The sequence below is a fragment of the Streptosporangium heterodermiicola genome (assembly GCF_051390675.1).
In the GTDB taxonomy this organism is placed as follows: Bacteria; Actinomycetota; Actinomycetes; order Streptosporangiales; family Streptosporangiaceae; genus Streptosporangium.
On sequence record NZ_JBPJSR010000022.1, the window covers coordinates 40,374 to 53,386 of the forward strand.

The following is a 13,013-nucleotide window of genomic DNA, read 5'->3' on the forward strand; positions in this document are numbered from 1 at the left end:
GAGATCCACAGTGGCCGTGCGGATTGATACATTCGCTATGCGCGCGCGATGCGACGGCGGGGGAGGGGTGTGGCAGGGACGATGCTGCGCCTCACCCTTCTCGGCCCCGTCCAGCTGATCGCCGACGGCGCGCCCCTGACGGGTGTGGCCCCACGTCACCGGGCCGTCCTGGCCTACCTCCTGCTCAACTCCGGCCGGGTGATCAGCATCGAGCGGCTGATCGACGCGATGTGGGGCCACGACCGGCCCGACACCGCCCGGTCGCAGATCCACGCCTCGGTCACCGCGATCCGCAGGGTGCTGCGCGGCGCGGGAGCGGCGGAGCTCCTGGAGACGCGTGCCGGCGGCTACGTCGCGCGGCCCGGGCCGGGGCAGCTCGACGCGCGGGAGTTCACCGAGCTGGTGGCCGCCGGCGAGCTGCGCCAAGCCCTGGACCTGTGGAGCGGCGAGGCGCTGGAGGACGTGCACGCGCACTACGTCGACGGCGTCCGGGAACTGTGGAGGGACCGGCGGCTGTCGGCGTACGAGCGCCTGGCCGAGGCCGGGCTCGCCGCCGGCCGTCACGGGGAGCTGCTCGACGAGCTCGCCGCCCAGGTGAGCGCCAACCCGCTCCGCGAGCGGCTCGCCGGCCACCTCGTCCTGGCCCTGCACCGGGCGGGACGCCAGGCCGACGCCCTGGCCGCGGCGCGCTCCTACCGCGCGGCTCTCGCCGACGAGCAGGGCCTCGATCCCGGGCGCGCCTTCACCGAGCTGGAACGGGCGGTCCTGGCCGACGACCCGGCCCTGCGCCCGGCCGCAGCCACACCGGTGGTCCCCGGCCCGCCGCGCCGCTCCACCTTCCTGCCGTACGACATCCCCGACTTCTCCGGACGGGCCGCCGAGCTGGAGCGGCTCGCGGGCGGCTACCACGGCCCGGCGGTCGTCACGATCGACGGCATGGCCGGGGTCGGCAAGACCGCGCTCGCCGTCCACGCGGCCCACCGGCTCGCCACCCGCTATCCGGACGGCCGGCTCTTCGTCGACCTGCTGGCCCACACCGCGGGCCGCGAACCGGTCGACGCCGCCGCCGCGCTGGAGACCCTCCTGCGCCAGCTCGGGGTGCCCGCCGACCACATCCCGGTCACATCGGCTGAGCGGGGCGCCCTGTGGCGCGCCGAGCTGGCCGGCCGCCGCGTGCTCGCCGTGCTGGACAACGCCCTCGACGCCGAGCACGTGCGCCCCCTGCTGCCGGGGCGCTCCGACACCCTCGTCCTGGTCACCAGCAGGCGGCGGCTCGTCGACCTGGACGGCGCCCACGCCCTCTCGGTCGACCAGCTGGAACGGGACGACGCCGCCGTGCTGTTCGGGCGGATCGTGGGCGAGCGCGCCCACCGCGAGCCGGACGCCGTACGCGAGGTGCTGCGGCTGTGCGGGCACCTCCCGCTCGCCATCCGGATCTCGGCCGCCCGCCTCCAGCACCGCCCGCGCTGGAGCGTGTCCTACCTCGCGGGCCGGCTACGCGACCACCGCCGGCTCCTGGACGGGGTGTCGGCGGCCTTCACCCTCTCCTACGAGCACCTGCACGAAGCCGAGCGGCGCATGTTCCGCCTGCTCGGGCTGGTGCCCGGCCGCGACATCGACCCCTGCGGCGCGGCCGCGCTGGCGGGGATCGGGGAGGAGGAGGCGGAGGAACTCCTCGAAGGGCTCCTCGACGCCCACATGCTCCTGCAGCTCGAACCCGGCCGCTACACCTTCCACGACCTGCTGCGCGAGCACGCCCGCTCGATCGCCGAGGACGACGGCGCCGTCATGCGGCTGCTCGCCTACTACCTGCACCGCTCCCGCGCGGCGATGGACCGGCTCTTCCCCGACAGCGTCGGCCACCGGGAGGGCGTCCCCCAGCCGGCCACCCCGGTCGCGCCCATCCGCGACGCCGCGGAGGCGAGCGCCTGGCTCGACGCCGAACGCTCCAACATCATCGCGACCGCCGTCCACGGCCCCGAGATCTGCCTCGGGCTCCTGGCCGTGACGATGCGCCCCTTCCTCGACCGGCAGGCCCACCACGACGACGCGCTCACCCTGCACACCCTGGCGCTGCAGCGCAGCCGCACGCTCGGCGACCGCGCGGTCCAGGCGCGCGCCCTCGGCGACCTGGCGTGGACCCACTGGCGGCTCGGCGAGTACGAGCGGGCCGAGGAGCACGCCCACCAGGCCCTCGACACGTGCGAGGAGGTCGGCGAACGGGCGCGGGCGCTGCTCACGCTGGGCAACGTGGCCCTGCGGCGGCGGGACGAGCGGGCGGAGGAGTACCTCAAGCGGGCGCTCGACCTCACCCGGATCGGCGCCGACACCTGGGGCGAGGCCCACGTGCTCGGCATCCTCGCCCTCGTCCTGGACCGCGCGGGCCGCCCGCAGGAGGCCCGGCGTCATCTGGACCTGGCACTGGCGTTGCACCGCAAGGTCGCCAACCCGGCGGGGGAGGCGGTGGTCCTCAACCACCTCGGCGTCGTCCTGCGGCGTCAGGGCGAGCTCGCCGGGGCGCGCGCCCGCCACGAGCGGGCCGCGGCCCTGTACCGCGAGCTCGGCAACACCGCCGACGAGGCGGCCGCGCTCAACGGGCTCGCCGAGGCGGCGGGCGACCCGGCCCGGGCGGTCGAGGAGCACACGGCCGCGCTCGCGCTCGCCGGCCTGACGCGCAACCGGCCCGAGCGGGCACGTGCCCACGACGGGCTGGCACGCGCCCACCTCGCGCTCGGGTGCCCGGAACGGGCCGGTGAGCACGGGCGGCTGGCCCTCGGCCTCTACCGGGAGCTCGGCGTCCCGGAGGCCGAGGAGGTCCGCGCCCTCCTGGAACAGGTGGAACAGGCCGGGGAGGCCACAGGGCCGGACCGTCCCCACTCGTGAGGCCACGGGTGCCGGGGTGACCGCTGTCGTGGAACGGCGACCACGGAATGACGACGCCCGCACCGTCCCCGCCCGAAGGCCACGGGTGTCCCGTCGCGGTTCGTCACCGGGCGGTGGCCGTCCGACGACTACGCGTCCGGTACCGTCAGCGGGCCGGCCTGGAGGACCTGGTAGGTCACCTCGGCGAGGACCCGCTGCCCGCTGGTGTTGGGGTGGAAGTAGTCCCAGGTGCTGAGCTGCCCGAGCGTGAAGGGGTAGGCGAAGACGGCGCCGCCGTCGTACCTGCAGGTGCCGTACTCCGCGCAGACCCGGGCGAGCACGCCGTTGAAGTCGACGACCCGCTGCCTGACCCGGTCACGGCGCGCCTCGTCCCCGGCGGAGGTCGAGCGGGGAGCGGCCAGCATCGACTGGCAGATGCCGAACGCGGCCCAGGCCGTGCGCGCCGAGGAGCTGTCCTTGCCGACGGACCACAGGCGCTTGATGTCGGGGATGCTGGCGACGAACACCGACGCCTGCGGGATCCCGGCCGCCAGCTCCCGCATCGCCTCCCGGAAGCGGGTCTCGAAGTCGGCGACCGAGGTCATCGACGACTCCGAGGAGGCGCACGCGTCGTTGGCGCCCATCAGGATCGTCACGTAGCCGACCCCCTGGGAGACCGCGGTCCTCGCCTGCCCGGCGAGGTCGGCGATCTTCGCGCCCGACCGGGCGTCGTTGTGGGCGGTGAGATCGGGGTTCTGCGTCCTGATCCGGTTGCGGTGGCTGTCGACCGAGGTGCTCGACCCCGTCGACCACGACCGGGCGGTGCAGTCGGCGAACCAGCCGCAGGCGTTGAACCCGCGGGTGATCGAGTCGCCGAGCCCGGCCATGGAGCCGGGCGGCGCGACGGAGTCCGAGGTCGCCGTGGTGGCGGGGACCACGGCCCAGCCGAGGGCCGCGGCGAGTACGAGTGCGATGCGGAGGACATGGCGTCTGGACAAGGGACCTACCTCTGCCAAGGGGGGTGTGCCGGATGCCGATCGTGCATCGCCCCGGGGGCGCCGTACATAGGGAAAACAGAAAACTTACGCTTCGGTCAAGTCGACGGTCAGAAACAGGAGGGATCGGACTTTTCCGGCGGGCCGGGTTGGCATCCCGATGACGCGGCCGTCGACCGGGCGTGGGAAAGGCGTGCGGAGAGAGCCGGAGGCCGGCACCCGTCCGGCCAGGACGTCGGCCCACCGTGTCTCGGCCGGACGTCACCCGGCCGTGTGCGCGTGGACGGCGGCGGCCAGTTCCTCGTGCGTCTCCGGCGGCAGCGTGTGGCCCATGCCCGCCACGATCATCAGCCGCGCCCCCGGGATCCGCTCGGCGATGATCGCGCCGTGGCCCGGCTTGACCGGCTCGTGGCTCCCCTCGACGACCAGCGTGGGCGCCTTCACCCGGTGCAGCACGCCGACCGGCTCGAAGCCGGGCCCGGCCGCCGCGGCCAGCCGGTGGTTGGCCGCCGCCGCCAGGTCGCGGGCCCGGTCGTGGATCCGTTCCTGCAGCCGCCGCGCCGCGTCCTCGTCGAACGGCAGCCCGGTTCCGTGCAGCAGGCGCTGTTCGGCGATCATGCCGTCGATCCGGGCGCGCCGGTCCTGCGGCGGCGGGGCGGCCATCAGCGCGCGGTAGAAGGCCACGAACTCCGGCGCCGGCCCGGGCAGGCTCCCCTCGGGCTGCGGCTGCCCCATCAGGGCCCGCATGAGCACCCGGCCCTCCTCGCCGCCGAGCGGGGAGGAGCCGATGACGGTCAGCGAGCGCACCCGCTCCGGCCGCTCCACCGCGACGAACTGGCCGAGCAGCCCGCCCGCCGAGTGGCAGACCAGGTGCGCGCTCCGCAGGCCGTGGGCGTCCAGCACGCGGTAGACGTCGTTCTTGATGTCGTCCCACGTGTACGGCTCCGCCGCGAAGTCGACGGTGTCCGACCTGCCGGTGTCACGGTGGTCGTAGCGGACCACCCGTCGGCCTGCGGCGACGAGGCGGCCGACGAACTCGTCCGGCCACAGGACGCCCTGCGACATCGAACCCATGATCAACAGGATCGGCGCGTCCGTTACGGCGCCGAACTCCTCACTCCAGATCCTCACCTCACGCATGTCTCAGAGCATGCCGGTCTCGGCCACGGGCGCCTTCTGTAGAACTACCAGTCGCGCCAGTTCCGTACGGGAGCCGATGCCCAGCTTCGGATAGATCTTGTACAGGTGGTACTCGACGGTGCGCGGGCTCAGGAACAGCCGGGCGGCGATCCGCTTGCTCGACAACCCGTCGGCGACCAGGCCCGCGATGCGCAGCTCCTGCGAGGTCAGCGCGTCCAGCACGGCCGGGCGCGGGGCCTGCCCGCTCTCGCCCGCCGCCCGCAGCTCACCGTGCGCGCGCGCCGCCCACGGCCTCGCGCCCGCCCGCTCGAACGTCTCCCACGCCGTCCGCAGATGCGCCCGCGCCTCGCCCGGCCGCTGCGTGCGGCGCAGGCGCTCCCCCAGCAGCAGGGCCGTCCTGGCCGCCTCGAACGGGTTGGTGTGCAGCCGCAACGCCTCGCCGAAGGCCTCCTCCGACGACTCCGCCAGGCCCCGGCAGCGGGCCAGCAGGGCGTGCGACTCGGGGGTGGCGGCGTGCGCCGACCACCGCCGGTAGGCCTCCAGCGCCGCCCGCGCGCCCGCCTCGTCGCCCGCGCCCGCGGCGGCCTCCACCCGATCCGGCGCCGTCCGCCCCGCCACGGCGGGATGCCCGGCGCCGGGTCCCGCCGCGGCGAGGGCCGTGAAACGGCCGTGCGCCGCGACGTGGCGTCCCAGGCACAGGTCCAGCAGCGCGAGCGCGTACGCGGCGACCCCCGCCCGCAGACCCACCCGGTGCGGTACGGCGATGGCCAGCGCCTCGCGGGCCCGCCGTTCGCAGGTCTCCTCCTCGCCGCGCAGCGCCGCCAGCACCGCCAGGTTGGCCAGGTGCGCGGCCACCGTGTTCTCGTAGCCGGCCTCGCGGGCCAGCTCCAGGCCCTCCTCGGAGACGGCCTGGCCGCTCGCCAGCCGCCCGGCCGTGCGCTCGGCCGTCGCCACGAACTCCAGTACGACGGGCAGCTGCCCGGTCATCCCCGAGACCCTGGCCACCCGCCCGGCCCGGCCGGCCATCTCGGCCGCCAGGTCCGACTCGCCCAGCTGGCCGGCCGCGGCCGCCGCCCACAGGTACTGGGCCGCCTCCTCCAGCTCGCCGGTCCGCGCCAGCGCCCGCCGCAACAGGACCGGCCCGGCGGCGTCGCCGTCCAGCGTCAGGCCGATCCCGGCCACCGCGTCCCGCAGGAATCCCTCGGGATGCGCCGCCGCCCTGCGCCCGAGTTCGACGACGGCCGCCGTGTCGCCGACGTAGGAGGCGGCCTCCGCGGCGTCGGCCAGCATGTCCAGGCTGTCGCCCGCCGCCAGGATCCGCACGGCCTCGGCGGCATCGCCGGAGGTCAGCTCGAACCGGCCCCGGAGCCGGGCGATCTCCATGGCGAGGCCGGGGTCCGCGCCGTCCCGGTCGCTGGCCTCGGCCAGCAGCGACTCCGCCTGCCCCGGGCGGCCACCGAGCCAGGCCGCGACGGCGGCGTCCTTCAGGCGGGCGGCCCGGGCGCGCGGTCTGGGGGTCAGCTCGGCGGCTCTGGCCAGTGCGGTGGCGGCGGTGGCGTACCCGCCGCGGTCGCGCGCCCGCTCCGCGGCGGCCACCAGCTCGGCGGCGACCCGCTCGTCCTGGCCGGTGGCGGCTCCGGCCAGGTGCCAGGCGCGGCTGTCGCCCTCGGTCAGCTCCGCCAGCACGGCATGCGTCCGGCGGACGTCGGCGGGGGCGGCCGCCTCGCGTACCGCCGACCGGATGAGCGGATGACGGAAACGCACGCGCGTACCCGAGAGGCCGGCCAGCCCGGACTCCTCCAGCTCGGCCAGCGCCGTCCGCCCGGTCGAGGCCCCCGCGTCGTCCCGGGGCCGCGCCGTCCGCCCGCTCCGGGCCTCGATGTCGTCCCCGGGCCGTAACGTTCGCTCGGTCCGGGCCTCGATGTCGTCTCCGGGCCGCGCCGTCCGTCCGGCGGACAGCCGGTCGGTGGCGCGCAGGACCAGGTCGAGGTCGGACTCCAGGGCGGCGGCCAGGGCGAGCAGCCGGGCGGGGGCGGACAGCGCGGCCACCCGGTCGCCGAACAGCCGGACACCGCCGGGCAGCGGGTCGGGCAGCGGTTCGCGCCCGGCGAGCTGCGCGGGCGTCAGACGGGCGGCGATCTCGCCCAAGGCGAGCGGGTTCGCGCGGGTCAGCGTGACGAGTTCCCGCGCCACCCCGGGCGGCACACCGTGGCGCGACTCCAGCATCTCGGCCGCCGCGGCCGCGGGCAGGCCGCGCACGTCCACCGCTACCGGCACCCCCTTGACCGGGGCGTCCCCGCGGACGGCGAACAGCATCGCGATCCGTTCCGTGCCCAGCCGCCTGGCGGCGAACAGCAGCGCGTCGGCCGAGGCCCGGTCCACCCACTGGAAGTCGTCGACCACGCAGACGAGCCCGTCCGGCGCGGCGGCCTCGGCGAGCAGCGAGAGCACACCGGCGCCCAGCAGGAACCGGTCGCCGACGCCGCCCGCGGCGAGCCCCAGGGCCGCGCGCACGGCGTCGCGCTGCGGTCCGGGCAGCGCGTCGAGCGAGCCGGTCACCGGCCACAGCACCTGGTGCAGCGCCGCGAACGCGAGGTCGGACTCGGGCTCGACGCCGGTGGTGCGCAGCACGCGCATCGGGCCGCCTCGTACGGCCGCCGCGTCGAGCAGGGCGGTCTTGCCCGCGCCCGCCTCGCCCCGCAACACCATCGCGCCGCCGGAGCCGTCGCGAGCCCGCGCCATCACCTCGTCGAGCGCGCCGATTTCCGCGGATCTGCCGTAGAGCACGAACACCCACTGTAGGAGGTCTCCACGCCGCCCCGCCCGCACGGTCCTCGCACGGCGCACGGTCCTGTACGGCGCACGGTCTTCGTACGGCGGCGGAGGGCGCTCGCCAGGGAGGATGCGAGATTGGTCACGCCGGCCGGGGGTTGCGGTTTTGGCTAGGCTAACCTAACTTTAGGGCGAAGTTTCCCTTTGCGAGATAGGAACACCGCATGCGCACGTCGCGTCGGGTTCTCGCCGTGGCGGCGTTGGGCCTTGCGCTCACCGGTTGCGGTGCACAGAATCCCCCCACCTCGGGCGCCCAGCCCTCCTCGGGCGCCCAGCCCTCGTCGTCCGGCCCGTGGTCGTTCGTCGACGGCTCCGGCGAGACCGTCAAGGCAGACAAGACCCCCACCCGGATCATCGCGCACGCGGGTGAGGCGGCCGCGCTGATGTCGTTCGGCATCAAGCCGGTCGGCATCTACGCCGACGAGTCGGTCAAGACCGACGCCAACCTGAAGAACCTCGACCTGTCCGGGATCGAGCTCCTCGGCCAGGAGTGGGGGAAGGTCGACGTGGAGAAGGCGGCCTCGTTGCGGCCGGACCTGATCGTCGCGGACTGGTGGCCCGCGGAGAAGGCGCACAGCGGCCTGGAGGAGGGCGTCGACGAGAAGAGCAAGAAGCTCGCCGAGCTCGCCCCGGTGGTGGGCGTCTCCCAGGGCAAGTCCATCGAGGACCTCGCCGAGGGCTACGAGAGCCTCGCCAAGAGCCTGGGCGCCAACGTGGACGCTCCCGAGATCGCCGCGAACAAGAAGCGTTTCGAGGAGTCGGTCGAGAAGTTCAAGGCGGCGGTCGCGCGGAAGCCCGGCCTGACGGCCCTGGGCATGTCGCCCGCCGACGACAAGCTGTACGCCGCCAACCCCGAGTACGCGCCCGAGCTGCTGGACTTCCAGCGCTGGGGTCTGAAGGTGATCAACCCGGCCAAGCCGGACCCGGGTTTCCCGTACTGGGAGAACCTCAGCTGGGAGAACGCCGACAAGTACCAGCCCGACCTCATCCTGTTCGACGGCCGGTCCTTCACGCCGACGGCCAACGCCGAGTGGGGCAAGAAGCAGCCCACCTGGTTCAAGATCAAGGCGGCCAAGGCCGGTGCGGTGGCGGCGTGGCCGGCGTACTGGCTGCACACGTTCGGCGACTTCGCCACCGAGGTGGACAAGCTCACCGAAGCGATCAAGGTCGCTGACGAGAACCTCGGCGACTGATCCCCTCCGATGTCCAGCACGCTTTCCCCCAGCACGTTCTCGACACGACGGGCCCCGGTCCTCGGGCTCGGGCTCGTCGCGCTCTGCGTCGCGCTCGCCGCGGTGGCGTTCCTCAGCGTCACCTTCGGCTCGCGCGACATCGGCCTGCCCGACGTCCTGCGGGCGCTGGGCGGCCTCGGGACCGACGAGTCGATCGCCGGCACGGTGACCCTGGAGCTGCGCGTGCCGCGCACGCTCCTGGGCGTCCTGGTGGGCGCGGCCCTGGGCCTGGCGGGCGCGATCCTGCAGGGCGTCACGCGCAACCCGCTCGCCGACGCCGGGATCATGGGGATCAACTCCGGCGCGGCCGTCCTCGTGGTCTTCGCGTTCACCGTCCTGGGCATCCGGGGCGTGAACGTCTACATCTGGTTCGCCTTCGCGGGCGCGATCGTCGCGACCCTGCTGGGGTACGCGATCGCGTCGCTGGGCCGCGAGGGCGCCACCCCCGTCAAGCTGGCCCTCGCCGGCGCGGCGGTCACCGCCGGTCTCGGCTCCGTCACCTCGGGCATCGTCATGACCAACGTCGACGCGCTGAACGAGCTGCGCTTCTGGCAGGTCGGCTCGCTCGCCGGCCGGTACGCCCCGGTCCTGACCGGGGTCGCGCCGTTCCTGATCGCGGGCCTGGTCGCGGCGCTGTGCCTGGGCAGGGCGCTCAACGGGCTCGCGCTCGGCGAGGACGTCGCGCGGGGGCTCGGCCAGCGGGTCGGCCTCACCCGGGCCGTCGCCTTCGGGGTCGTCGCGATCCTCGCCGGCGCGGCCACGGCGGCCTGCGGGCCGATCGTCTTCGTCGGGCTGGTGGTGCCGCACCTCGCGCGGGCGCTCTGCGGCCCCGACCACCGCTGGATCCTGCCGTACTCGATGCTGCTGGCGCCGATCGTGCTGCTGCTGGCCGACGTGCTCGGCCGGATCGCGGGCGCCCCCGGCGAGCTGCAGGTCGGCGTGGTCCTCGGGGTGCTCGGCGCGCCGGTCTTCGTGGTGATCGTGCGCTACGGCCGGCTGTCGGAGGTGTGAGGGCGATGGCGACGATCCACGAGACCCACGAGACCCACGAGAGCCGCGAGAGCCGCGACACCCTCGCGGCCGTCTCCGGCGCGGTCCGCGCCACCCGGCGCGGCCGTACGGCCCGGATCGCGGTGGTGACCTCCGCGCTCGCCGCGGTCGTCGCCACCCTGTTCGTGGTGACGATGATGGTGGGCAGCTTCCGCCTGTCCGCGGCCGAGGTGATCGGGTCGCTGCTGGGCACGATCGACGACCCGAGCCTCGACTTCGTCGTCCTGGGCCTGCGGCTGCCCACCGCCGCGACCGCGCTCTCGGTCGGGCTCGCCCTCGGCACGTCCGGGACGATCTTCCAGCAGCTGCTCCGCAACCCCCTCGCCTCACCCGACTTCGTGGGCATCTCCTCCGGCGCCAGCCTGGCCGCGGTCACCGGCCTGGTGTTCCTGCACGTCAGCGGGCTCGCCATCGCCGGGCTCGCGCTGGGCGGGGCCGTCGTGGCTGCGCTGCTGATGTACGTGCTCGCCTGGCGCGACGGCGTGAGCGGCTACCGCTTCATCCTGATCGGCATCGGCGTGGCGGCCTTCTTCGAGGGGCTCACCGGGTTCGTGCTGACCCGCGCCCAGCTGTTCGAGGCGCGCCAGGCGATGCACTGGCTGACCGGCTCGGTCGGGCAGGCCAGCGACACCGAGCTGCGGCTCCTGCTCGGCGCGCTGGTCGTCCTGCTGCCCCTGGCCATGCTGCTGCAACGGCAGCTGCGGGTGCTCGAACTCGGCGACGACGCCGCGCGGGGACTGGGCGTGCCCACCGAGCTCGCCCGCGCCGGCCTGCTGGCCACCGCGGTGATCCTGGTCGCGCTGGCCGTCGCGGCGGCCGGGCCCCTCGTCTTCGTCGCGCTCGTCGCGGGACCGATCGCCAACCGGCTGCTGGGCCCGGCCACCGGCGGCATCGTCGCCGCCGCCCTGGTGGGCGCGGCGGTCCTGCTCACCGCCGACCTGGTCGCCGTGCACCTGCTGCCGGTGGCGCTGCCCACCGGTGTGGTCACCGGCGCGGTCGGCGCACCGTACCTGCTGTGGCTGCTCGCCACCACGAACAGACAAGGAGCGGGCGGATGAGCCGGCTGCGCGCCGAGGGCCTGTCCCTGGGCTACGACGACCGGGCCGTCATCACCGGCCTCGACGTCTCCGTACTCGACGGGAGGATCACCGCGATCGTCGGCGCCAACGCCTGCGGCAAGTCGACGCTGCTGCGCGGCCTGGCCCGGCTCCTCAAGCCACGCGAGGGAGTCGTCTACCTCGACGACAGGACGCTCACCGAGCTGAGCACCCTCGACGTGGCCAAGGTGCTCGGCCTGCTGCCGCAGACCCCCGTGGCGCCCGACGGCATCACGGTCGCCGACCTGGTCTCGCGTGGCCGCTACCCGCACCAGGGCTGGTTTCGCCGGTGGAGCGACCGCGACCACGAGGCGGTGACCCGGGCGCTGGCCGCGACCGACACGGCCGACCTGATCGACCGCCCGCTGCGCGCCCTGTCCGGCGGGCAGCGGCAGCGGGTCTGGGTCGCCATGGCGCTCGCCCAGGACACCGACCTGCTGCTGCTCGACGAGCCCACCACCTTCCTGGACATCAACCACCAGGTGGAGCTGCTGCGGCTGCTGCGCAGGCTCAACGCCGAGTCGGGCAAGACCATCGTCGCCGTGCTGCACGACCTCAACCTCGCCTCCCGCTTCTGCGACCACATCATCGCCATGGCCGGCGGCGCCGTCGCCGCCGAGGGGTCCCCGGCCGAGGTGATCACCGCCGAGCTGGTCGAGAAGGTCTTCGGCCTCTCCTGCGTGATCGTCCCCGACCCGGTCGCCGGAACGCCCATCGTGGTGCCCGCCTAATCGCCGGCCTCGACGTGGCCGGCCGAGGGCGTGGCTGCGGCGCCGTCGTGCCGAGGGGGACCGAGGTGGGCGGGACCGTGCGGTGCGGCGCAGTGGGGAGCGGCGTCGCCGATGGTCAGCAGCCCCGGCGGGGCGTGGTCGACCTGCAGGGTGACGTGCTCGATGCCGTAGGTGTCGTGGAACATCCGCTCGGCGGCCAGGCGCACGGTGTGGCAGTCGGCGCCGGGGGTGACCAGGATGTGCGCCGACAGCGCGGCGTAGCCGGAGGTGACCTCCCAGATGTGCAGGTCGTGCACCTCGACGACGTGCTCCAGGGCGGCGGTCCTGGTGCCGACCTCGGCGGGACTCATGCCCACGGGGGCCGCCTCCATGAAGATCCGGCCCGCGTCGCGGACCAGGCCCCAGCCCGCCTTGAGCATCAGCGCGGCGGTGACGAGGGCGGCGACCGCGTCGGCCCGGGTCCAGCCGGTGAGCCAGACGACGGCTCCGGCGACCGTGGTGGCGACGAAGGCGAACAGGTCGTTGAGGATGTGCTGGTAGGCGCCCTCGACGTTGAGGCCGGAGCGGTCGGCCCGGGACAGCAGCCAGGTGGCGGCCAGGTTGACGACGATTCCGGCCAGGCCGGTCACCACCACGTACAGGCCCTCGACGTCGGGAGGGGCGATCAGGCGGCGGACGCCCTCGAAGACGAACCAGGCGGCCAGCAGCAGCAGGGTGATGCCGTTGAGCTGCGCGGAGACGATCTCGGCGCGTTTGAGCCCGTAGGTGAAGCCGCCCTGGGGCGGCCGGGCGGCGATCCGCATGGCGATCAGCGCGAAGACGATGGCGACGGCGTCGGTGAGCATGTGCCCGGCATCGGAGATCAGGGCCAGGGAGCGGGCGGCGAAGCCGATGACGACCTCGACCGCCATGAATCCGGTGATCAGCGCCAGCGCTCCGGTCAGATAGCGGCGATCGGCCTCCGCGCTCACCCCGTGCCCGTGTCCGTGCCGGTGTCCATGCCCGCGCCCGTACCTGTGTCCGTGCCGGTGTCCGGTGCCCTGCCCGCCCGCGTGCCCGTGCTCGGCCATCGCT

At 74.6% G+C, this 13,013-nt stretch carries 9 protein-coding genes; 5 read left to right on the top strand and 4 right to left on the bottom strand.

Annotated features, from left to right (window positions below):
- The first annotated feature begins 69 nt into the window (after positions 1 to 69).
- The gene (locus tag ACSC1Q_RS34700; protein ID WP_436762946.1) at positions 70 to 2,883 is read left to right on the top strand and encodes an AfsR/SARP family transcriptional regulator; all 2,814 of its coding nucleotides are present in this window, start codon (positions 70 to 72) and stop codon (positions 2,881 to 2,883) included.
- 128 nt (positions 2,884 to 3,011) lie between these two features.
- On the opposite strand, the gene ACSC1Q_RS34705 is transcribed toward ACSC1Q_RS34700, so the two are convergent.
- From ACSC1Q_RS34705 to ACSC1Q_RS34715, 3 genes are all read right to left on the bottom strand, one after another.
- Complete coding sequence (locus ACSC1Q_RS34705) at positions 3,012 to 3,860, bottom strand: SGNH/GDSL hydrolase family protein (protein WP_436762947.1); 849 nt, start codon at positions 3,858 to 3,860, stop codon at positions 3,012 to 3,014.
- 258 nt (positions 3,861 to 4,118) lie between these two features.
- On the bottom strand, positions 4,119 to 4,997 hold the full coding sequence (locus ACSC1Q_RS34710; RefSeq protein WP_436762948.1) for an alpha/beta fold hydrolase: 879 nt from the start codon (positions 4,995 to 4,997) through the stop codon (positions 4,119 to 4,121).
- Between the two features lie 3 nt (positions 4,998 to 5,000).
- On the bottom strand, positions 5,001 to 7,784 hold the full coding sequence (locus tag ACSC1Q_RS34715; RefSeq protein WP_436762949.1) for a helix-turn-helix transcriptional regulator: 2,784 nt from the start codon (positions 7,782 to 7,784) through the stop codon (positions 5,001 to 5,003).
- A gap of 209 nt (positions 7,785 to 7,993) precedes the next feature.
- Here ACSC1Q_RS34715 and ACSC1Q_RS34720 point away from each other — a divergent pair, with 209 nt between their 5' ends.
- From ACSC1Q_RS34720 to ACSC1Q_RS34735, 4 genes are read left to right on the top strand one after another with little or no spacing between them, the layout of a single operon-like run.
- A complete protein-coding gene (locus tag ACSC1Q_RS34720) occupies positions 7,994 to 9,022 on the top strand; it encodes an ABC transporter substrate-binding protein (RefSeq protein WP_436762950.1) in 1,029 nt (342 codons plus the stop codon).
- A gap of 9 nt (positions 9,023 to 9,031) precedes the next feature.
- The gene (locus ACSC1Q_RS34725) at positions 9,032 to 10,072 is read left to right on the top strand and encodes a FecCD family ABC transporter permease (protein WP_436762951.1); all 1,041 of its coding nucleotides are present in this window, start codon (positions 9,032 to 9,034) and stop codon (positions 10,070 to 10,072) included.
- Between the two features lie 5 nt (positions 10,073 to 10,077).
- Positions 10,078 to 11,169, top strand: a complete 1,092-nt coding sequence (locus tag ACSC1Q_RS34730; RefSeq protein WP_436762952.1) for a FecCD family ABC transporter permease — start codon at positions 10,078 to 10,080, stop codon at positions 11,167 to 11,169.
- Positions 11,166 to 11,939 carry an ABC transporter ATP-binding protein gene (locus ACSC1Q_RS34735; RefSeq protein WP_436762953.1) on the top strand — a complete coding sequence of 258 codons (774 nt, stop codon included), beginning with the start codon at positions 11,166 to 11,168 and terminating at the stop codon, positions 11,937 to 11,939. Before ACSC1Q_RS34730 ends, ACSC1Q_RS34735 begins: the two co-directional genes overlap by 4 nt.
- On the opposite strand, the gene ACSC1Q_RS34740 is transcribed toward ACSC1Q_RS34735, so the two are convergent.
- Positions 11,936 to 13,009: a cation diffusion facilitator family transporter gene (locus ACSC1Q_RS34740; protein WP_436762954.1), complete on the bottom strand. Its 1,074-nt coding sequence runs from the start codon at positions 13,007 to 13,009 to the stop codon at positions 11,936 to 11,938. The genes ACSC1Q_RS34735 and ACSC1Q_RS34740 overlap by 4 nt on opposite strands.
- Positions 13,010 to 13,013: the final 4 nt, after the last annotated feature.